The organism is Klebsiella sp. HMSC09D12, assembly GCF_001808475.1.
In the GTDB taxonomy this organism is placed as follows: domain Bacteria; phylum Pseudomonadota; class Gammaproteobacteria; order Enterobacterales; family Enterobacteriaceae; genus Klebsiella; species Klebsiella oxytoca.
Map to the genome: position 1 here is coordinate 36037 of NZ_KV793512.1, position 21736 is coordinate 57772.

Consider the following 21736-nt stretch of genomic DNA (forward strand, 5'->3'; position numbering starts at 1 on the left):
ACTAATCAGACAGCTCACACAAGGGGGCTAAAAAATGGTAAAGCTCGCGCGCGGACCAGCATTTATCGTCCCAGCGGCGAACCGGCACCAGCGGCATCAATGCGTTACAGACAACGACCTCGTCGGCTTCGCGTAACGCATCGGGGCGCATGGTGACTTCGACAACGCGAAACGGCGATGGTGCCAGCTTAGCGAGAATGTGTTGACGCATAATGCCATTGACTCCCGCCCGATCGAGGCGCGGGGTAAAGACGTCAAAGCCTGTACGCCAGAATATGTTCGCGGCACAGCATTCCGTAAGCCACCCTTCGCTGTCAAGGACCAGCGCCTCATCGGCATCCGTCTGCTCAAGATGAGAACGAATCAGCACCTGCTCAAGGCGATTAAGGTGTTTGAGTCCGGCAAGTAAAGGGTTGCATCCCAGCTGAACCGGGCTCAGCGAGACGGAGATCCCTTCTTTACGCCAGCGGTGGTAGTGAGCCGGGTAAGGCGATACGCTGAGGATGCGGCTGGGATTTACGCAGCCTGCGGCGCTATAGCCTCGACCGCCCACTCCGCGCGTGATGATCGCTTTCAGCACGCCATCAGAATGGGGCTGCGCAAGGCGTGCCATCTCCCCTGCCAACAATTCCCAGTCGTTAAAGGGGATAAAGAGCTTTTTGCAGGTCGTTTGTAGCCGAGTCAGGTGTGCGTTGAGGAACTGAACCTGTCCCGCCACAATTCGCGCGGTGGTAAAACAGCCATCGCCAAACTGCACGCCGCGATCGTTCACCGGTAACACATTCGCCCATGCGCCATTCAGTAGATACATTCACCCCCCTCATTATTAATAACGATAAGAGTGCCTTCAGAGGACGCATTATGCAACCATCTGTACAAATCAATAAACCCTTCTGTGCCTACTTGTTTAGTTGCCATAATTAGTGAATTCATAATCCACAAAAACTGATTTTACCTTCCATCAAAGCATTCAGAGAAATAATAAGGATACACATCAAGTAATACTATTCACATGAAAAATCACATAATAAATATTGATTTTTAAAAAAATCTACAATCCAGTTTTAGAAAACATAGCTACCCACATCACTAAGAATACCTATAATCAAATTGCCCGAAATTAATATTAAATTCTGTACGATTATTATTTCCCTATCGATGAAATGGAAAAATCATCGTCACTTATCTTTATCAAGGACTCATCAATGAAATTAAAATTAGCTACTATCGCTTTTGTTGCCACCATGGGGATTGCCTCTTCTGCATCAGCACAGGATGGCCAGATTAATTTTACCGGTAAAATAACAGAAACCGGTTGTAAAATTAATGGCGGAGTCACCAGCGCACAGGATGTGAAGCTCGGTGAAGTCTCTAAAACCGCACTGCCGGCTGCTGGCGACACGGCGGCGACCACTCGCTTCTCGCTGGTATTGACGGAATGCCCGGAAGACCTGTTGGGTAAGCCGATTAGCGTTAAATATGACGGTACTCCGGATAGCATCAATACCGATTATTTACAGTTGACCGGTGCGGGTAGTGAAAATGTTGCTGAAGGCGTGGCGATTCAGTTACTCAACGACGATACCTCGGCGCTGCCGCTGGGCACGTCTTCCAGACCGGTAACTATTAGCAACAATGCAGCTGAAGAAACCACTCTTAACTTCTTCGCTCGCTATATCGCAACCACAGATACAGTGAAAGCCGGTGATGCTAATGGTACCGTAAACTTCACGCTGACCTACAACTGATCGCCCCTTTCTTCATTTATCACAACCATACAAAAATAAGGCCGGGAACCCGGCTTTATTTTTCGGGATATTGCCAATGAAAAAAAGCTTAGTATTAATTGCCACAACGCTATTAATGATGACAGTATCAGCTCAAGCCGGCGTTATTATCGGTGGAACGCGCGTTATTTATAACGGTGATAAAAAGGAGACTTCAATTAGCGTAAAAAATCCTGACAAATCATCATATCTGATACAATCCTGGAGCGATAGCGGAGAAAAAAACAACGATAAATCACCCTTTATGGTTACTCCACCGCTCTTTCGTCTCGGGCCTGGACAAGAGAACACGCTAAGAATAATTCGCACCGGCGGTAACTTACCTGAGGACCGGGAGTCTCTGTACTGGATGAATATTAAATCTATTCCTTCGACGGAGAAGCAGGATAATGTAAATAGCCTGCAAATAGCCATAAAAACGCGCATCAAGTTAATATATCGCCCCCAGGCGCTTATCAAAATGCCGGAAGATATTGCCGAAAAATTAACCTGGCAGCGTAACGGTAATACTCTGATCGTTAGCAATCCTACAGCGTACTACATGAACTTCAGTACCATCAAAATGGGCAATACTTCGGTAAAAAATGCCGCCTGGGTTGCACCGAAGAGCTCGGTTAGCTTTGCCATTCCTGCCGGCGCGAGCGGCGATGTGGTATGGACGCTGATTACTGATTATGGCTCCGTCGGAAAAGAGCATCGAGCACGTTTATAACGCTAACCAGTGTTAGCACCGAAAGGATATCGGGATGAATGTAGACGCCTACAAAAAGAAAATAACGCTCAGTCGTATCGCCTGCTTTATTGCCTTGCAGTGTGCTTTATCTATTCATAATACCGCATTAGCTCGCGAGTATTTTAATCCGGCCTTTCTCGGGATCGATGGGCCGGGAAAGGATCTGACCGACCTCTCTGCTTTTGAAGAAGGCATCGGCCAGATACCGGGAAACTATCATGTTGACGTTATCGTCAATAAAACATCAGTCGGTCTATATGATATTGATTTTGTAATGCAAAAAGATAGCCAGGGCAACGCTACGCTCCAGCCCTGTCTTAGCCTTGAGGCATTACAAAAATTTGGTATCCGTACACAGTCATTTCCCCAGCTTGCTGACGGTAAAGATTGCGCCAACTTACAGGTTATTCCACAGGCCAATGCGGAATTTGTCTTCGATCGCCAGCAGCTACGCCTCTCTATTCCACAAGCTGCATTAAACAACCATGTCCGCGGCTATGTGGCTCCAGAGCGGCTAGACGAAGGAATTAATGCGCTACTGCTGAACTACAACTTTAGCGGCGCCAATACCGAAGCTCGTCAACGCGGCGCAGAAGACTCGAACAGCTATTATCTGAACTTAAGACCCGGTTTTAATATCGGCCCCTGGCGAATCCGCAACTACACGACCTGGAACCGTAACAGCAGCGGTGGGCAAGCACAGGAGAGCTGGGATTCACTCTATACCTATGCACAGCGCAATATCATCGCCCTGAAAAGCCAGCTCACAATTGGCGACAGCACCGCGCCTTCGGACATCTTTGACAGCGTCCCCTTCCGCGGTGCGCAGCTCGCCTCCGATGACGATATGCTTCCCGATAGCCTCCGCGGCTATGCGCCAGTAATTCGCGGTATTGCACGCACTAACGCTCAGGTGATCGTTAAACAGAACGGCTATACCATCTATCAGAGCTATGTATCTCCGGGAGCGTTTGAGATCGCTGACATGTACCCCACCGGCAGCAGCGGCGATTTTGACGTCACGATTAAAGAAGCTGACGGCAGCGAACAACATCAGAAAATCGCCTTTGCCTCCCTTCCCGTACTGCAGCGTGAAGGCCGGTTGAAATATAGTCTGACCAGCGGCCAGTACCGCCCTTATGACAGCGATATTAATAAAGACACGTTTACGCAAGGGACCGTCATTTACGGTCTACCGGCAGGCTTTACCGTTTATAGCGGCGGTCAGTTCTCTCAACATTACCAGTCCGTCCTTCTGGGTGCAGGTAAAAATTTAGGAATGCTGGGAGCGCTATCGATAGACAGCGCGCAGGCATGGTCAAGAAAACAGGACGAAAGCAAAGAAAGTGGTCAATCATGGCGCATACGCTACAGTAAGAACATTATTGAAACGGGAACCAATTTCTCAATTGCGGGCTATCGATACTCAACCTCGGGCTACTATAGCCTGTCAGAGGTACTGGACACGTGGCGCGATAACGACTGGAAAAGTCAAAACGATCGCCGCCGCAATCGCGCCGAGCTTCAGCTTAACCAGAATATCAGCCAAAACCTGGGTTCGCTCACCCTCAACATGATGAGTGAGGATTACTGGAATAGCGAGCGTAAAATGCGCTCCATCAGCGTGGGATATAGTAACAACTGGGCAGGAGTAACTTACAACCTCAACTATAGCTATAACGAAAACACCACCGATACCGACAATAAAAAAGTTTATGACAAAGATCAGATCTTCTCATTTAACATCAACGTTCCTTTCGATCTCGGGTCAGGTAATAACTACGCTACCTACAGTCTGAACACCAGTAAGCACGGCAGCACCAGCCATAATCTGGGGATGAATGGCTCTACGCTGGCAGACAACAATCTGAACTGGAACATCCAGCAAAGCCAGACAAATCACGGTGAAGGCAATGGTGGTTATGCCAGTCTTGACTATCAGGGCACCTATGCCCGGGTCAATTCGGCGTACAGCTATGACCGCGATCAGCGCCGCGTCAACTATGGTATTGACGGCGGAATCGTCGCCCACGCTCACGGCCTGACGCTCAGTCAGGAGTTAGGCGAAACTGCAGCCCTGGTCGAAGCGCCCGGCGCAGATGGCGTGACGGTAATGAATCAAACAGGGGTAAAAACCGATTATCGCGGCTATACCATTGTTCCGTATGTCTCCCCCTATCGTGAAAGCGTGATTTCCCTGGATACGGCGACGCTACCGGATAATGCCGACGTAGAGCTGACCTCACAAACCGTTACGCCCACTCGTGGAGCCATCGTCCGCACCCACTTTGCGGCTCACGTCGGCAAACGAGTGTTAATGACGCTCATTCGCCGCAGCGGTGACGTCGTCCCCTTTGGCGCAATGGTCTCAGTCAACGGCGTCGACAAGCCGTCCGGTTCTATCGTCGGCGACGGCGGGCAAGTTTATCTTACCGGCATGCCGACTAACGGTACCGCTACGGCAAAATGGGGGCAAACAGCGTCAGAACAGTGCGAGTTTCTCTGGCAGCTACCTGACGTCGTCCCCGCAAGCGGGGTCGCTGAACTAACATCTTCCTGCCAATAGAAAGGAAAAGGCGCCACGAGATGAACGCAAAACTCTATTTACCCATCGCGGCAATCACTTTCTTTGCCCTCTTCCCCGCGCATGCAGACTATTTTGATGCGGTCAGGGGAAGCGTAATGAACTATAAATTTGGTGATTTCACGCTGCCAGCTAATCCTGGAGAAACGACCTATTGGGAAGAAGCGGGTTCGCTGCCGACAACGGTATCGAGGAGTGATACAACCGGCTCTTATATTGCCCTTTCAATTAACGGACCCCTGGTCGGTGACAATATCTACGCGACCAGCAATCCGGGTATTGGCATTCAATATAAAACGAGCGTGGATACACTGACTGATGCGGGTGGAGGCACAGAATCGACTCCGAATAGTCGCTTCAATTTAGGGCAGCAGGTCGCTGCAGATATAAGCACTTACGTCCACGTAAAATACCGACTTGTCAGGCTGACAAATAAGATCCCTGCCGGTAAAATTACCAGCGCACCGCAGGTAACTGCCACTTTTTACAACCCAGATGGAAGGGGGACCGCTGTATTCACTCACGGTATTTATAGCTCAACGATTGCGTCGCAACCTAAAACAACTTCCTGCACGGTAGACGCACCGACGGAAATAAAGCTTCCTGCGCTTTACGGTAATAAGCTGAAAAATGGTGCGCAAACTATTACTGAAGCTCCGACCATCAAATTAATCAACTGTCCCGGCGCGATTGACGGTATTTCTTATAACTTTAGTGCCGTTTACGGCGCGCGCGATGCCTCAAATGGAATACTCAACGCCGTTAATGGCGATGGCTACGCGCAAAACGTTTACATTCAGGTCCAGAATGCCGACGGAACCCCCCATACGGTTAATAGTTCAATAGCACTCAGTGATTACGCAGGTTCAGGTGAATATGAAATCCCTGAATTTAAAGTTGCTTATTATATTGAGAATATTGAAAGCGTGACGGCTGGCGAAGTGAAATCCGCTATCGAACTCAAATTAACCTATAACTAAACAAGGAAAGGAAATGAAAATTAAACAAGGACTTTTGGCAACCTTAGTTACCGCCAGCTGCGGATTATTCACGCCTTTAAGCCACGCGGTCAATATCGATATCACGGGAAAAGTTATCGCCTCTCCTTGCGAGGTCAATGGCGGTAATGAAACCCTCTCCATTGATCTGGGAGATTCTATTCGGGCCGGAGATATTTTTGAACCAGGTAGCGGCAGTGAATGGAAAACCGCAGATCTTGAGCTTGTTTGCCCCCCTTCGGCCAGATTCTTTAATGTGACCTTCACGGGTACTAGCGATGATGACGATCCGGCTTATTACAAAAATACCGGTACCGCTCAACGCGTCATGGTTGAATTAACCAATACCCTGTCAGAAACCGCTTACAAAAATGGGACCACGCTGGAAAATCTCGAAGTAGGAGGAGTCTACATAATCAACTTGCGCGCCCGTGCCGTCTCTAAATGGAATCCTCTGCCGGGCACCATTTCAGCTCAAGTCCAGGCCACCATCACCTATCCGTAGGATAACTTAAGAGACCGGATATAAATAATGAGACTGCGAATAATAGAGGTTATTTCATGCCTTACGGCTGCGCTCGGGATAATGATGACCGCCGTTCCGGCATTTGCGACAAACATTAATCTGACGGGGACGGTGGTCGCCTCTGCCTGCACGGTAGATACTGCACATTCGCTCAATCAGACCATTACATTCCCGGATTCAAAGACATCTGATTTTACCAGGGCAGGGGATGCCAGCGAGTGGCAGAATTACACCATCGTATTCACCTCTTGCCCACCGTCAACAACGGACATAATTGTTAACTTCTCCGGTACGCCAGATCCATCCAATAAATGTCTGGCAAAAAATGACGGAAGTGCCACAGGTATTGCACTGCAATCGGCCTTTGGCAAAGATGGTGGTTATTTGCAAAATTGCTTTGGTGGAATGACTGGAACTGCTTATGAAACAGGAAGGACCATAGAGTTGTCCTCTCGAATGATTGCCACCTCCGATCGTGTCACCGGAGGGAGTTTTCATTCAACCCTGTTACTTACTGTGACCTACAAATAACATTATGCTGACGCCTTGATAGCGAATGCCTCTGCCCTCTAACGTCAGACATAAAAAAACGGCACGTATAAACGTGCCGTTTTTTATTGACTGCATCGACCGCTAGACGCGCTTGAAAATCAGCGAGCCGTTGGTACCACCGAAGCCAAAGGAGTTACACAGGGTATACTCCATTCCGCTAACCTGGCGCGCTTCGTGCGGAACGAAGTCCAGGTCACAACCTTCATCCGGGTTATCCAGGTTAATGGTTGGCGGAACGGCCTGATCGCGCAGCGCGAGGATGGAGTAGATAGACTCTACTGCGCCCGCCGCGCCCAGCAGGTGGCCGGTCATGGATTTAGTCGAGCTGACCATTACGCGGCTGGCAGCGTCGCCGAAGACGGATTTCACCGCCTGCGCTTCTGCTTTATCGCCTGCTGGCGTAGAAGTTCCGTGAGCGTTGACGTAGCCAATCTGGCTTGCTTCAATGCCCGCGTCGCGAATAGCGTTAACCATCGCCAGCGCTGCGCCAGCGCCATCTTCCGGCGGTGAAGTCATATGGTAGGCATCGCTGCTCATACCAAAACCGACGATTTCCGCATAGATTTTCGCGCCGCGTTTTTTCGCGTGTTCGTACTCTTCCAGCACGACCATGCCTGCGCCGTCGCCCAGTACGAAACCATCACGCTCTTTATCCCATGGACGGCTTGCCGCCTGCGGGTTGTCATTGCGCGTGGAGAGCGCTCGTGCTGCACCAAAGCCGCCTACGCCCAGAGGGGTACTGGCTTTTTCTGCGCCACCGGCAACCATTGCGTCAGCATCGCCATAAGCGATAACGCGCGCTGCGTGACCAATATTGTGGACGCCAGAGGTGCAAGCGGTCGCGATGGAAATGCTTGGTCCACGCAGACCAAACATGATGGTCAGATGCCCGGCCACCATGTTAACGATTGTGGAAGGAACAAAGAACGGGCTGATCTTACGCGGTCCGCCTTTTACCAGCGAACTGTGGTTTTCTTCGATCAGGCCAAGTCCGCCAATACCGGAACCAATAGCGGCACCGATGCGGGTAGCATTCTCTTCCGTCACTTCAAGGCCAGAATCCTGCATGGCCTGAATGCCAGCGACAATTCCATATTGAATGAAGGCGTCCATCTTGCGCTGTTCTTTACGCGAGATGAAGTCATCACAGTTAAAATCCTTTACTAAGCCAGCAAATTTCGTTGCATAGGCGCTAGTATCGAAATGGTCGATCAGGCTGATGCCACTCTGACCGGCAAGGAGAGCTTTCCAGGTAGACTCTACGGTATTGCCGACAGGAGACAACATGCCCAGTCCGGTCACAACTACACGACGCTTAGACACGGTTGTCCTCCAGGGAGGGAAAATAGATTCTTGTGGGACAAAATATGGATAAAACTCAGGCGGTCGAGTGACCGCCTGGAGATGTTCACTTACGCCTGGTGGCCGTTGATGTAATCAATGGCAGCCTGAACAGTAGTGATTTTCTCAGCTTCTTCGTCCGGAATCTCAGTATCAAACTCTTCTTCCAGAGCCATTACCAGCTCAACGGTGTCAAGAGAATCAGCGCCCAGGTCTTCAACGAAGGAAGCATTGTTGGTAACTTCTTCCTGCTTAACGCCCAGCTGTTCGCCGATAATTTTCTTAACGCGTTCTTCGATAGTGCTCATACTCTTAAATTTCCTATCAAAACTCGCTTTCGCGATGGTTTTCGTAGTGTATAAAATGTTGAAAAATTTGCAACTAAATCCCGGCAGGTCTTACCACGATTTTACGCTATTTTGCGGCTGTTTGCCCTCATAACGCAAATGATTTTGTACAAAACATTACAGAGAACCGCACGGACTGCGCGGTTCCTGAACGTTTTGCGCAAATCTCGGTCAGACCATGTACATTCCGCCGTTGACGTGCAGAGTTTCACCAGTGATGTAACTCGCTTCGTCAGAGGCTAAAAATGCCACCGCGCTGGCGATTTCATTTGGGGAGCCAAGGCGCCCCGCAGGAACTGCCGCCAGCGTACCCGCACGCTGCTCATCGGTCAGCGCACGCGTCATGTCCGTTTCAATAAAGCCCGGAGCAACAACGTTTACAGTAATACCGCGGGACGCAACTTCGCGAGCCAGTGATTTACTGAAGCCAATCAGACCCGCTTTCGCCGCAGCGTAGTTGGCCTGACCCGCATTTCCCATGGTACCAACCACAGAACCGATAGTGATAATACGTCCATGACGCTTTTTCATCATAGCGCGCATTACCGCTTTTGACAGACGGAAAACAGATGACAGGTTGGTTTCGATAATATCGTTCCACTCGTCATCTTTCATGCGCATTAACAGGTTATCACGAGTAATCCCGGCATTGTTCACCAGGATATCAACTTCACCAAATTCTGCGCGAATATTTCCCAGAACAGATTCGATAGATGCAGGATCGGTCACATTCAGCAGCATGCCTTTCCCGTTAGCACCTAAATAATCGCTAATCGCCTGCGCGCCGCTTTCGCTGGTCGCAGTACCGATAACTTTTGCCCCACGGGCAACGAGCGTCTCAGCGATTGCGCGGCCAATCCCGCGACTTGCACCGGTAACCAGCGCGATTTTTCCTTCAAAACTCATGGTTTTCCTCTTTTATTGCTCAAGCGCCGCAGACATAGCTGCCGGCTCGTTAAGCGCGGAAGCGGTCAGGGTGTCAACAATACGTTTAGTCAGACCGGTGAGGACTTTACCCGGGCCAACTTCATACAGATGCTCTACGCCCTGTGATGCCATAAATTCAACGGTTTTGGTCCACTGAACCGGGCTATACAGCTGACGGACAAGGGCATCGCGAATAGCTTCAGGCGTCGTTTCACTTTTCACGTCAACGTTATTCACGACTGGAATAGCTGGCGCGTTGAAGGTTATTTTTTGCAGCTCAACGGCCAGTTTCTCCGCTGCGGGCTTCATCAGCGCGCAGTGGGATGGGACGCTGACCGGCAGCGGCAGAGCACGTTTAGCGCCTGCAGCCTTACAGGCCGCCCCTGCGCGTTCTACGGCCTCTTTATTACCGGCAATAACGACCTGACCCGGCGAGTTAAAGTTCACCGGAGAAACCACCTGCCCTTCGGCAGACTCTTCGCAGGCTTTCGCAATCGCAGCATCGTCAAGACCGATGATCGCAGACATCGCCCCGGTACCTTCCGGAACCGCTTCCTGCATGAACTTACCGCGCAGTTCAACAAGGCGAACGGCGTCGGAAAAATTGATAACGCCCGCGCATACCAGCGCTGAATATTCGCCAAGGCTATGGCCAGCCAGCATCATCGGCGCTTTTCCGCCCTGCTGCTGCCAGACGCGATAGAGCGCAACGGAAGCGGTCAGCAGCGCCGGTTGGGTCTGCCAGGTTTTATTTAATTCTTCCGCCGGGCCCTGCTGTGCAAGCGCCCACAGATCGTAACCCAACGCCGCAGAGGCTTCACGGAACGTCTCTTCGATTACCGGGTAAGCGGCCGCCATATCTGACAGCATCCCGACACTCTGAGAGCCCTGTCCCGGGAAAACAAAAGCAAATTGCGTCATGTTTAAATCCTTATCCTAAAAACGAACCAGCGCGGAACCCCAGGTGAAACCGCCACCAAAGGCTTCCAGCAGAATAAGCTGACCACGTTGAATGCGGCCATCGCGCACGGCTTCATCCAGCGCACAAGGCACAGAAGCGGCTGAAGTATTACCGTGCCTGTCGAGCGTGACGACGACGTTGTCCATCGACATGCCCAGCTTCTTCGCCGTGGCGCTGATAATACGCAGGTTAGCCTGATGTGGTACCAGCCAGTCCAGCGACGAACGCTCGAGATTATTCGCAGCTAAAGTTTCATCGACGATATGAGCCAGCTCGGTCACGGCCACTTTAAAGACTTCGTTGCCCGCCATGGTCAGGAAGATCGGGTTTTCCGGATCGACGCGATCGGCGTTCGGTAGCGTCAGCAGTTCGCCGTAGCTCCCATCCGCATGCAGATGCGTAGAGATAATACCCGGCTCTTCGGAAGCCCCCAGCACCACGGCACCTGCGCCGTCGCCGAAAATGATAATGGTTCCGCGATCGGCAGGATCGCAGGTACGCGCCAGAACATCAGCGCCGATCACCAGCGCGTAATCGACCGCGCCGTTTTTCACGTATTGATCGGCAACGCTGAGCGCGTAGGTGAAACCCGCGCAGGCCGCAGCGACGTCGAAGGCCGGGCAACCTTTAATACCCAGCATTGATTGAATCTGGCAAGCCGAGCTGGGAAACGCATGGGTACCGGAGGTGGTCGCAACAATAATCAGACCAATTTGCTCCGGCTTTACGCCCGCCATATCCAGCGCATGCTTAGCGGCTTCAAGGCCCATGGTAGCAACTGTTTCGTTCGGCGCGGCAATACGACGCTCACGGATACCGGTACGAGTGACAATCCACTCGTCTGACGTATCGACCATATTTTCCAGTTCAGCGTTCGTACGCACGTGCTCAGGCAGATAGCTGCCGGTACCAATAATCTTCGTATACATGTACGCTCAGTCACTCTTGGGTAATATACCTGGTTAACTCAAACTGCGAGGCGTCAGTCGTTTCCGGTCACCGGGCTTTGAGGCCTGGCGTTCCCGCTTCTGCCGTCCTCAGGCAATTCGAAACCTGCAGGGTATAAAGATTCCAGGCGAGCGGCAATTCGCTGAGGAATCTGCCGCTGCACAGCCTGCACTGCCTGCTCTATCGCCACGCAAAAAGCGCGCTGATTGGCAGCCCCATGACTTTTGATCACGGAACCGCGTAATCCTAACAGACAGGCACCATTATACTGGTCGGGGTTGAGGTGACTGAATCGCCTCGACAGGCTTTTTTGTAACCAACGCTTTAATAAAAGCAGCCACCACGACCTTTTCTTCCCCTCTCCCTGTGATTTCAACAGTGAAAGGAACATTCTGACAACACCTTCCATCGTTTTTAATGTGACGTTGCCCGTGAATCCATCACAAACCAACACATCCGTTTTACCCGTCAACAACTCGTTGGCTTCCAGATACCCAATATAGTTGAGGGTTGGCAAAGTTTTCAAAACGGCCGCCGCGTCGCGAATGCTGCTGAGACCTTTCATCTCTTCTTCGCCGATATTCAGTAGCGCAACGCGGGGATCCTTAATACCAATAACTTCTTCCGCAAGGACCGCCCCCATGACGGCAAACTGCACCAGCATAGTGCTATCGCAATCCACGTTGGCGCCTAAATCCAGCACCACCGTTTTGCCCTTCAGCTGGTGCGGCAGCATGGTAACCAGCGCAGGGCGCTCAATCCCCTCAATGGGTTTGAGCAACAGCTTCGCCAGCCCCATTAGCGCTCCGGTATTACCCGCGCTGACGCAGGCCTGCGCCCGCCCTTCTTTTACTAACTCCAGCGCAATGCGCATTGAGCTACCGCGGCTGGCGCGAATCGCTTGCGCGGGCCGGGCATCACTGGCAATAACTGACTGCGCAGGGATAACCTGCAGACGTGAACGTTGTTCAAAATCAGCTTTGGCAAGTAATGGCGCGATAGTGTCGGGATCGCCGACTAAAAGAAGTGTGAGCTGTGAATTAGAGTTCAGTGCCTGCAATGCTGCAGGCACTGTCACGGAAGGGCCAAAATCCCCGCCCATGACATCTAACGCCAGGGTTAGACGTGTCAAGGTATCGTCGCTGCTCGGTTCGGTTATTCCCCAGTTACCCGGGGAGATCCTCACTAAGCTTCATCACGCTTTTACTCTTCGTCTTTCGCGCTGCAAGTGCGTTGACTGCGCTCGTTCACACCAGTCACATAGTGAGCTATGCTCCCGGCGCTTCTCTCGCTTGCGTCTTCTTGCAACGCGAAATCCATGGAGTAATGCGTGATTACTTAGCGATAACCTTGCGACCGCGGTAGAAACCGTCGGCAGTGATGTGGTGACGCAGGTGTTTTTCACCAGAAGCTTTGTCTACAGACAGGCTGGTGACTGCGGTCAGAGCGTCATGGGAACGACGCATGCCACGTTTGGAACGGGTTGGTTTATTCTGTTGTACGGCCATGGACCTTACTCCTCAATTACTTATGCTTTAAGCTGGCTAATACGGCAAATGGATTTGGTTTTTGTGCCTCTTCAGGCAGTTCACCAAAGACCATGTCCGCGTCGGACACTTCACAGTGTTCAGAATCATGCACCGGAACTACAGGCAAGGAGAGGATAATTTCATCTTCAACCAGCGCCAGCAGATCGATTTCACCGAATTCGTTAACCTCAATCGGCTCATACGCTTCCGGCAGTGCCTCGGCCTGTTCGTCATTTCTGACGGGGCTGAAACAATACGTTGTGTGAACATGATGGGGGAACGGTTTCCCGCAACGCTGACATTCGAGGGTTACCGACACCGTCGCATCGCCGCTTAAAACGGCAAGACGCTGGTTATCAATAGCGAACGACATGCTGCATTCCACATCGCTGTCCACGCTGACAACAGAATCAGCGACGCGCACAGCCTGATCACGGGTATAGATACCTTGGTAATCTAAGCGCTTTTGAGCCGTGCGAACCGGATCGAGAGTCAGGGGTAATTTTACCTTTTGCATAGGGCGCGCATATTAACTTTGTAACGTCATAGAGTCAAAGAAAAAGGCAGCCTCAGGTTGCCTTTTGCCATTTATTCGCACACATTGCGGCGCATAGTTTAAAATGATGCTCTGCGAAGCGCTATATGTGGATGAAAAAATATGTCTGAACTGATCCTCGCGTCAACCTCGCCCTGGCGGCGAATGCTGCTGGAAAAGCTGTCGGTGCCTTTTGAATGCGCGGCGCCGGACGTAGATGAAACCCCGCTGCCCGGCGAGCCCGCCCGCCAGCTGGTGATGCGTCTGGCGCAGGCAAAAGCGCAGGCCCTCGCCGCACGCTATCCGCAGCACCTCATTATAGGCTCCGATCAGGTTTGTGTCCTGGACGGTGAAATTACCGGCAAACCGCATACCGAAGAGAACGCCCATCGCCAGTTGAGAAAGGCCAGCGGCACCATCGTCACGTTCTACACCGGCCTCGCGCTATATAACTCTGCCAGGGGTCATCTACAAACTGAATGTGAACCCTTTGACGTCCACTTCCGCCATTTAAGCGATCGGGAAATTGAAAGCTATATCCGCAAAGAAAATCCGCTGCAGTGCGCCGGCAGTTTCAAAAGCGAAGGATTAGGCATCACGCTGTTCGAGAGACTCGAGGGCCGCGATCCTAACGCGCTGGTCGGTTTACCGCTCATCGCGTTATGTCAAATGCTGCGCCGGGAAGGATTCAATCCCCTGCTCACCTGAACATAATGACGCATGGCATCGGAGAGAGTGTGTTTTTCCCGATGCCATAACGCCGTTTATCAAGAACTTAAGTCACAGAACCATCCGCGTCGGGTTTGTTTAACGCCACGCAGCAGTTCAACGCGTACTCCCCCACAACAGTAATGCCTTACCTGTCACAGTTTATTTTTGCCGCACCATTAAAATAATAAAACAACGTTTTATTTTAAAAATGGAGCCACTATGCCTTTTCGCGCTACGCTTTTGACCCTCACCCTGCTGGCCGCCGCCAGCGTCAACGCGAACGACTGGCAGCGCCAGGGCGTCGTAGAAGGCAATTTACCCGCCTCCTGGCAGCAGTTGAAAGCGCAGATGACGTATCCGGACTCGTGGCTCTCTGGAAACTATCGTCATTTCGATCAATGGCGAGAGCACGCCCGCACGCTGCTTCGGCAATCCCTGCTAACGCCGACATCAGCAAGCCCGTTCACCCCGCAAACGCTGATGAGCGAAGATCGGGGCACCTATCGCGCCGAGAAACTGGCATTTAACGTCACAGATGAAAACCGGATTGCCGCTCTGATGTTAACGCCCAAATCAGCAGGCCCTCACCCGGCCATTGTCCTGCTGCACGACCATGGCTCAAAATTTGACATAGGCAAGGAGAAACTGATTCGTCCTTTGCGGGATGCCGCACGCCTGGCCAGCGCCGAGGCATGGGCAGATAAATTTTTCAGCGGTCGGTTCATCGGCGATGAGCTGGCGCAGCGCGGTTATGTTGTCATCGCTATTGATAGCCCGGGCTGGGGGGATCGCGGCCCCATGACCTACGAGCAGCAGCAGGCGCTGGCCAGTAACTATTTTAACCTTGGGCGCTCGCTGGCAGGGGAAGTCGCCTATGAAGATCTGCGAACCGTGAATTTCGTCAGTACGTTAAAAGAGGTTGATAATAAACGCATCGGGGTACTGGGTTTTTCAATGGGTGGTTTTCGCGCCTGGCAACTGGCCGCCCTGACTGACAAAGTCGCCGCCACTGCCGCGATCTCCTGGTTTGGTACCTGGAACGGCCTGATGCAGCCAGGCAACAACGTTCTGCGCGGTCAATCGGCGTTTTATATGCTTCATCCGGGCCTGGCCGGACATCTTGATATTCCCGACATCGCCAGCATTGCAGCGCCCAGGCCGATGCTGATTTATAGCGGCGGGCAGGATAAGCTGTTTCCCGCTGCAGCCGTTAATGACGCCTTCGCTAAGGTGCATAACGTATGGGCGTCACAGAACGCGCAGGATAAGCTGGAGACCAGAACGTGGCCGGAACTGGGCCACGTCTTTTATCAAGAACAGCAGGATGAAGTGTTCCCCTGGCTTGATAAGTGGCTCAAGCCCTGAGCAAGTCCGTATCACTTCGCGTTACGTAAAACCTGCAGGCAACGCTTAAGCTGGTTATCTAAAGGCGCTTCAACACGCATCACTTCCCCTGTACCCGGATGCGTAAACTTCAGCGCCGCCGCATGCAGGAACAGCCGGTTAAGGCCGGTGCCTGACAGCTGCTTATCGAATTCCCGGTCGCCGTAGCGATCGTCAAAAGCGATAGGGTGACCGGCATATTGGGTATGCACGCGGATTTGATGGGTACGCCCGGTTACCGGGCTGCAGCGCACCAGGGTCGCATGGGGATAACGCTCTTCGACTTTAAAACGCGTTTCCGACGGTTTCCCCTCCTGGTTAACCCGCACGATGCGTTCACCGCTCTGCAGAATATTCTTCAGCAGCGGAGCCTGCACCACTTTAGTGTGGGACTGCCACTGCCCGCGCACCAGCGCCAGGTAGTCTTTTTGCATTCCTTTGTCGCGCAGCTGCTCGTGCAGGGAACGCAGCGCGGAACGCTTTTTGGCGACCAACAGAACGCCAGAGGTATCGCGATCGAGGCGATGCACCAGCTCAAGGAAGCGCGCTTCCGGGCGCAGCGCGCGCAGACCTTCAATCACGCCGAAGCTCAACCCGCTGCCGCCGTGTACCGCTGTCCCGGAAGGTTTATTAAGCACCAGAATATGATCGTCTTCATATAAAATCACATCGGCCAGCGCAGCAACTTTCTGCAGGTGGGGAGAGACCGCCTCTTCTTCTTTCTCCGCGACGCGGACCGGCGGAATGCGCACTTCGTCGCCGGCTTCCAGCTTATACTCAGGCTTGACGCGCTTTTTATTGACCCGCACCTCGCCTTTTCGCAAGATGCGATAAATCATACTCTTTGGTACGCCCTTCAGCTGCGTACGCAAAAAGTTGTCGATACGTTGCCCTGCTTCATCATCAGCAATGGCAACCATTTTTACGCTTGGGATCTCAGTTTTCATGGTGCGCGATTCTAAATAGCCCGACGCATTAGCGCCACTCATTTTTATATGCTTATATTTATTATCATCCGGTTTTCGCCGCATGCTTCATCATCGTTTTGTTTGTTATTAGAACAATCCGTATACGCGGGTGAAAAAACTGTGGGTAACCGGGTGATAAAAGGTGAAAGTCAACTTGCTATAACGAGCTTAGCAATGGAATAATGATGCCGTTTTCCGTGCTGAAACTTGTTAGAACAAGAAATTAGCGGAATGACCAATTTTGTCTGACCGATCATCAACGCAGCAATGGCGTAAGACGTATTGATCTTTCAGACAGTTAGCGGGCTGCGGGTTGCAGTCCTTACCGGTACAGGCTCTATGGATTTCACGTCGCAGGAAGGCGTTCACACTGGGATATCCCGGCGCTCATTTCGATCAAATGATTAGAATGAGCAGGTTAAGCCGCCACGCCTGCTGCTTGAAAAACGATGGGTATAAATGGAATCTTCTCTGGTGATACATCCCAGGCAGTTCCCCTGATAATTGCGCTGTGTTTCCGTTTGAAATACAGGCGACCGACACTCTGCGCCTCTTAAGCGCGCGACAACCGTGAGGTTGGCGACGTGAAACAGACACGAGGCCATCGGTTTCCCCCGGTAAGGCGTTACTCTGCCCGTAGCTTAGTCGTCAATGTAAGAATAATGAGTAAGTTACGATGAAAAGAATGTTAATCAACGCAACTCAGCAGGAAGAGTTGCGCGTCGCCCTTGTTGATGGGCAGCGCCTGTACGACCTGGATATCGAAAGCCCCGGGCACGAACAGAAAAAAGCGAACATCTACAAAGGCAAAATCACTCGTATTGAACCTAGCCTCGAAGCCGCGTTTGTTGATTATGGCGCCGAACGTCATGGTTTCCTCCCTCTTAAAGAAATTGCCCGCGAATACTTCCCTGCCAACTACAGTTCCCACGGCCGCCCTAACATCAAGGACGTGCTGCGTGAAGGTCAGGAAGTGATTGTGCAGATTGATAAAGAAGAGCGCGGCAATAAAGGCGCCGCGCTGACCACCTTTATCAGCCTGGCGGGCAGCTACCTGGTACTGATGCCGAATAACCCACGCGCTGGCGGTATTTCACGCCGTATCGAGGGTGACGATCGTACCGAGCTGAAAGAAGCGCTGGCCAGCCTTGAGCTGCCGGATGGCATGGGACTTATCGTTCGCACCGCTGGCGTCGGCAAATCCGCCGAAGCGCTGCAGTGGGACTTAAGCTTCCGCCTGAAGCACTGGGAAGCCATCCAGAAAGCCGCTGAAAGCCGCCCTGCTCCGTTCCTGATCCATCAGGAAAGTAACGTGATTGTGCGCGCTTTCCGCGACTATCTGCGTCAGGATATCGGCGAAATTCTTATCGACAACCCGAAAGTGCTTGAGCTGGCGCGCCAGCATATCGCGGCTCTTGGGCGTCCGGATTTCAGCAGCAAAATCAAGCTGTACACCGGTGAAATTCCGCTGTTCAGCCACTACCAAATCGAGTCGCAGATTGAATCCGCTTTCCAGCGTGAAGTGCGCCTGCCTTCCGGCGGTTCTATCGTAATCGACAGCACCGAAGCGCTCACCGCTATCGATATCAACTCCGCCCGTGCTACCCGCGGCGGCGACATCGAAGAAACGGCGTTTAACACCAACCTGGAAGCGGCCGATGAAATTGCTCGCCAGCTGCGCCTGCGCGACCTCGGCGGTCTGATCGTTATCGACTTCATCGATATGACCCCGGTACGTCACCAGCGTGCGGTAGAAAACCGCCTGCGCGAAGCCGTACGCCAGGACAGAGCGCGCATCCAGATCAGCCACATTTCACGCTTTGGCCTGCTGGAGATGTCGCGTCAGCGTCTGAGCCCGTCGCTTGGCGAGTCCAGCCATCACGTCTGCCCGCGCTGTAGCGGAACGGGTACCGTACGCGATAACGAATCGCTGTCGCTTTCCATTCTGCGCTTGATCGAAGAAGAAGCGCTGAAAGAGAACACTAAAGAAGTTCACGCTATCGTTCCGGTGCCGATTGCTTCGTACCTCCTGAACGAAAAACGTGCTGCGGTAAGCGCCATTGAAACCCGCCAGGCCGATGTACGCGTCATCATCGTGCCAAACGATCAGATGGAAACGCCGCACTACTCCGTTCTGCGCGTACGTAAGGGTGAAGAGACCTCCACGCTGAGCTATCTGCTGCCGAAACTGCACGAAGAAGAGATGGCTATGCCTTCTGATGAAGAGCCGGCCGAGCGTAAACTTCCGGAGCAACCGGCGCTGGCCGCTTTTGTCATGCCTGATGCCCCACCAGCGCCGGCTCAGCAAGAGCCTGCTAAAGCTACGGTTGCCGTCGGAACACCAGCCGCTTCCGCACCTAAGTCGGCAGCGCCAGCGCAGCCGGGTCTGGTTGCACGCTTCTTCAGCGCCCTGAAAAATATCTTCTCCGGCGCAGAAGAAACTAAGCCGGCTGAAGTCCAGGTTGAGAAAAAAGCGGAGGAGAAATCCGAGCGCCAGCAGGAACGTCGCAAACCGCGCGCCAACAACCGCCGCGATCGCAACGACCGCCGCGATAATCGGGATAACCGCGATAATCGTGACAACCGCGACAATCGTGCCGAGAATAGCGAAGTTCGTGAATCTCGCGAAGAAAACCGCCGTAACCGCCGCGAGAAGCAGCAGAACGTCGAACCTCGCGACATCCGCCAGACAACGGCAGAAGATAGCGATAAAGGCAAAGCTCGCGATGATCAACCGCCGCGCCGTGAACGCAATCGCCGTCGTAACGACGAGAAGCGTCAGGTTCAGCAGGAAGCTAAAGCGCAAACTCGTGAAGAACCGGTCGTACAGGATAGCGAGCAGGAAGAACGCGTGCAGACCATGCCGCGCCGCAAGCCGCGCCAGCTGTCGCAGAAGGTACGTATTGAATCTGCTGCCGCTGAGCAGGTTGTCGAGCCGGTAGCCGCGCCTCAGGTCATCGAAGCGCCAGCCGTCCAACCCGAGGCCGCAGCTCCGCGCACGGAACTGGCGAAAGTCGACCTGCCGGCAGTTGTTGAAACCGCTGCGGAACATGACGATACTGGCGAAGCACGCGAAGCTAACGGTATGCCGCGTCGTTCGCGCCGTTCCCCTCGTCACCTGCGCGTAAGCGGCCAACGCCGTCGTCGCTACCGTGATGAGCGTTACCCGACGCAATCCCCGATGCCGCTGACCGTAGCCTGCGCATCGCCGGAAATGGCATCTGGTAAAGTGTGGATCCGTTACCCTGTCGTTCGCCCGCAGGACCAGCAGCAAGAAGAAGCGCAGGTACAGGAGTTCGCTACCACCGCGGTTGACCCCGTTATCACCCCTGCGGCCGCCGTTGAACCGGCTGTCTCTGAAGTGGTTGCCCCGGAGATAGTTGAAGAGCGCGTTGTTGAGCCGGTCGTCATCTCTGAGCCTGTGGCGATGATGAACGAACCTGAAGCTCCGGTTGTCGAAACCACGCACCCGGAAGCTATCGCCGCACCGGTTGATGAACAGCCGCAGCTGATTGCCGAGGCTGATGAAACCGTCGCCGAAGAGGTTGTCGCAGAAGCTGTCGACGTCGTGGCGAAAGAGGCTGTCGAGCCGGAAGCAGCGGTCGCTGAACCTGCTGCGGTTGAAGAAGCCGCGGCCGCTGTTGAAGAAGCGCCTGTCGTCTCCGAACCGGTGGTTGAGCCGGCACCGGCGGCAGAGCCGGTAGTGAAGACTCAACCTGTTGTCACGACTGTGCCGGTCGTTAAGGTCGCCAATCGTCACGCCACCGCGCCGATGACCCGCGCGCCTGCGCCAGACTACGTCCCTGAAGCGCCTCGTCAAAGCGACTGGGTTCGCCCGAGCTTTGATTTTGACGGTAAGGGCGCTGCTGGTGGCCATAGCGCGACCCATAAAGCCGCTGCCGGGCCTACCCGTCCGCAGCCCGTAGAGTAACGCCTACCAGACCGGCCCCAGCGGCCGGTCTTTTTTTATTCCCCTTCCGGTCGCTGCATCCCCGCAATCTGCGGCATAACCTCGCGCATCAAATCGAGAAACTTACGCAACCGCGTCGGATAATAGCGTGCCCAGGGATAGACAAGATGTACCGGCAGCGGAGAGGCACGCCACTGCGGGAATAGCTCCACCAGCCGCCCGGCGGCAATATCCTCCGCTACCGCCCAGCTCGAAACAATCGCCGCGCCCAGCCCCGCCAGCGCGGTATTGCGGGCGACATGTACGCTGTCGGTACTCAGGCACGGAGCAATGCTAAAGGTTGTAAGCTGCTCATCCACCTCTGATTGCAGCATCACCTCATGCTGATAGAACGTGCTGATGGCTACCCAGGGCAGCAGCGACATCTCCTGCGGCTCGGTTAACGGCGGATAGTTCGCCAGCAGCGACGGCGATGCCACTACGCTGCGCGGCACCTCGGCCAGCAGGACCGACACCGTAGCCGGATCCACCTCAGCCCCCACGCGAATCGCGCAGTCGATGCCATCGCTCAGGAAATCCACGTTTTTATCATTCAGCATCCATTCGACCGATAGCTGGGGATAGCGCTGCAGAAAGTCCACCAGCGGCCCCAGCAGCTGCTGCTGACCAAACGCATGCGGCGCCCGTACCCTTAATATCCCCACCGGACGGTCATCGGTGATGCGCAGGTCGTCTTCCAGCGCCAGCCACGCATCGACGATCTGTCGGGCATGCTGGTAACAGCGCTCGCCGTCATCGGTCAGCTTCATCGCATGGGTGGTACGCAGGATCAGCTTTGCGCCGAGCAGCCCTTCCAGCGACTGGAGTCGTCGACTTACCGTCGCCTGGGTCGTGTTCATCTGGACCGCCGCAGCGGAGAGAGACCCGGCTTCGACAATCCGAATGAACGTACGCATCAATTCGATACGATCTATACGCTCCTGCTTCTTCATTTTT

The 21736-nt window shown here is 53.2% G+C and carries 20 protein-coding genes; 9 read left to right on the forward strand and 11 right to left on the reverse strand.

The annotated features are described in order from the left end of the window. Window position 1 precedes the first annotated feature (1 nt). Complete coding sequence (gene pabC, locus HMPREF3178_RS28430) at window positions 2–811, reverse strand: aminodeoxychorismate lyase (RefSeq protein WP_004112174.1); 810 nt, start codon at window positions 809–811, stop codon at window positions 2–4. 394 nt (window positions 812–1205) lie between these two features. Here pabC and HMPREF3178_RS28435 point away from each other — a divergent pair, with 394 nt between their 5' ends. From HMPREF3178_RS28435 to HMPREF3178_RS28460, 6 genes are all read left to right on the forward strand, one after another. Continuing rightward, window positions 1206–1748, forward strand: coding sequence for a fimbrial protein (locus HMPREF3178_RS28435; protein WP_004112172.1), 543 nt, complete (start codon window positions 1206–1208; stop codon window positions 1746–1748). 76 nt (window positions 1749–1824) lie between these two features. Next, window positions 1825–2499 (forward strand): fimbrial biogenesis chaperone, encoded by a 675-nt coding sequence (locus HMPREF3178_RS28440; RefSeq protein WP_004101093.1) that lies wholly within the window; start codon window positions 1825–1827, stop codon window positions 2497–2499. Window positions 2500–2533: 34 nt separating this feature from the next. Further along, window positions 2534–5086 (forward strand): fimbria/pilus outer membrane usher protein, encoded by a 2553-nt coding sequence (locus HMPREF3178_RS28445; protein ID WP_017146126.1) that lies wholly within the window; start codon window positions 2534–2536, stop codon window positions 5084–5086. Between the two features lie 20 nt (window positions 5087–5106). Further along, window positions 5107–6084, forward strand: a complete 978-nt coding sequence (locus HMPREF3178_RS28450) for a fimbrial protein (RefSeq protein WP_017146127.1) — start codon at window positions 5107–5109, stop codon at window positions 6082–6084. A gap of 13 nt (window positions 6085–6097) precedes the next feature. After that, on the forward strand, window positions 6098–6607 hold the full coding sequence (locus HMPREF3178_RS28455) for a fimbrial protein (RefSeq protein ID WP_017146128.1): 510 nt from the start codon (window positions 6098–6100) through the stop codon (window positions 6605–6607). An 81-nt stretch (window positions 6608–6688) separates the two neighbouring features. Next, window positions 6689–7159, forward strand: a complete 471-nt coding sequence (locus HMPREF3178_RS28460) for a fimbrial protein (RefSeq protein WP_224226410.1) — start codon at window positions 6689–6691, stop codon at window positions 7157–7159. Between the two features lie 102 nt (window positions 7160–7261). Here the strand turns inward: HMPREF3178_RS28460 and fabF are convergent, their stop codons facing one another. From fabF to yceD, 8 genes are all read right to left on the reverse strand, one after another. Then, window positions 7262–8503 (reverse strand): beta-ketoacyl-ACP synthase II, encoded by a 1242-nt coding sequence (gene fabF, locus HMPREF3178_RS28465; protein ID WP_004101085.1) that lies wholly within the window; start codon window positions 8501–8503, stop codon window positions 7262–7264. Window positions 8504–8592: 89 nt separating this feature from the next. Continuing rightward, on the reverse strand, window positions 8593–8829 hold the full coding sequence (gene acpP, locus HMPREF3178_RS28470) for an acyl carrier protein (protein ID WP_000103754.1): 237 nt from the start codon (window positions 8827–8829) through the stop codon (window positions 8593–8595). 210 nt (window positions 8830–9039) lie between these two features. Further along, window positions 9040–9774: a 3-oxoacyl-ACP reductase FabG gene (fabG, locus tag HMPREF3178_RS28475; RefSeq protein WP_004101082.1), complete on the reverse strand. Its 735-nt coding sequence runs from the start codon at window positions 9772–9774 to the stop codon at window positions 9040–9042. 12 nt (window positions 9775–9786) lie between these two features. Beyond that, window positions 9787–10716 carry an ACP S-malonyltransferase gene (fabD, locus tag HMPREF3178_RS28480; RefSeq protein ID WP_004112164.1) on the reverse strand — a complete coding sequence of 310 codons (930 nt, stop codon included), beginning with the start codon at window positions 10714–10716 and terminating at the stop codon, window positions 9787–9789. Between the two features lie 15 nt (window positions 10717–10731). Then, window positions 10732–11685, reverse strand: coding sequence for a beta-ketoacyl-ACP synthase III (locus tag HMPREF3178_RS28485; protein ID WP_004101080.1), 954 nt, complete (start codon window positions 11683–11685; stop codon window positions 10732–10734). Between the two features lie 53 nt (window positions 11686–11738). Continuing rightward, a complete protein-coding gene (gene plsX / locus HMPREF3178_RS28490) occupies window positions 11739–12836 on the reverse strand; it encodes a phosphate acyltransferase PlsX (RefSeq protein WP_024274027.1) in 1098 nt (365 codons plus the stop codon). Window positions 12837–13038: 202 nt separating this feature from the next. Continuing rightward, the gene (gene rpmF, locus HMPREF3178_RS28495; RefSeq protein WP_004101077.1) at window positions 13039–13212 is read right to left on the reverse strand and encodes a 50S ribosomal protein L32; all 174 of its coding nucleotides are present in this window, start codon (window positions 13210–13212) and stop codon (window positions 13039–13041) included. A 16-nt stretch (window positions 13213–13228) separates the two neighbouring features. Then, on the reverse strand, window positions 13229–13750 hold the full coding sequence (yceD, locus tag HMPREF3178_RS28500) for a 23S rRNA accumulation protein YceD (protein WP_004101075.1): 522 nt from the start codon (window positions 13748–13750) through the stop codon (window positions 13229–13231). 141 nt (window positions 13751–13891) lie between these two features. Here yceD and HMPREF3178_RS28505 point away from each other — a divergent pair, with 141 nt between their 5' ends. Together HMPREF3178_RS28505 and HMPREF3178_RS28510 are read left to right on the forward strand one after the other, a co-directional pair. Next, window positions 13892–14476 carry a Maf family protein gene (locus HMPREF3178_RS28505; RefSeq protein WP_004101073.1) on the forward strand — a complete coding sequence of 195 codons (585 nt, stop codon included), beginning with the start codon at window positions 13892–13894 and terminating at the stop codon, window positions 14474–14476. Between the two features lie 222 nt (window positions 14477–14698). Further along, a complete protein-coding gene (locus HMPREF3178_RS28510) occupies window positions 14699–15844 on the forward strand; it encodes a dienelactone hydrolase family protein (protein WP_017146131.1) in 1146 nt (381 codons plus the stop codon). An 11-nt stretch (window positions 15845–15855) separates the two neighbouring features. Here HMPREF3178_RS28510 and rluC read toward each other — a convergent pair whose 3' ends face one another. After that, window positions 15856–16809, reverse strand: a complete 954-nt coding sequence (rluC, locus tag HMPREF3178_RS28515; RefSeq protein WP_115240149.1) for a 23S rRNA pseudouridine(955/2504/2580) synthase RluC — start codon at window positions 16807–16809, stop codon at window positions 15856–15858. A gap of 697 nt (window positions 16810–17506) precedes the next feature. On the opposite strand from rluC, the gene rne reads away from it, so the two are divergent. Continuing rightward, window positions 17507–20761, forward strand: a complete 3255-nt coding sequence (gene rne / locus HMPREF3178_RS28520; RefSeq protein WP_017146133.1) for a ribonuclease E — start codon at window positions 17507–17509, stop codon at window positions 20759–20761. Between the two features lie 35 nt (window positions 20762–20796). On the opposite strand, the gene HMPREF3178_RS28525 is transcribed toward rne, so the two are convergent. After that, window positions 20797–21732: a LysR family transcriptional regulator gene (locus HMPREF3178_RS28525; RefSeq protein ID WP_004112158.1), complete on the reverse strand. Its 936-nt coding sequence runs from the start codon at window positions 21730–21732 to the stop codon at window positions 20797–20799. Window positions 21733–21736 lie beyond the last annotated feature (4 nt).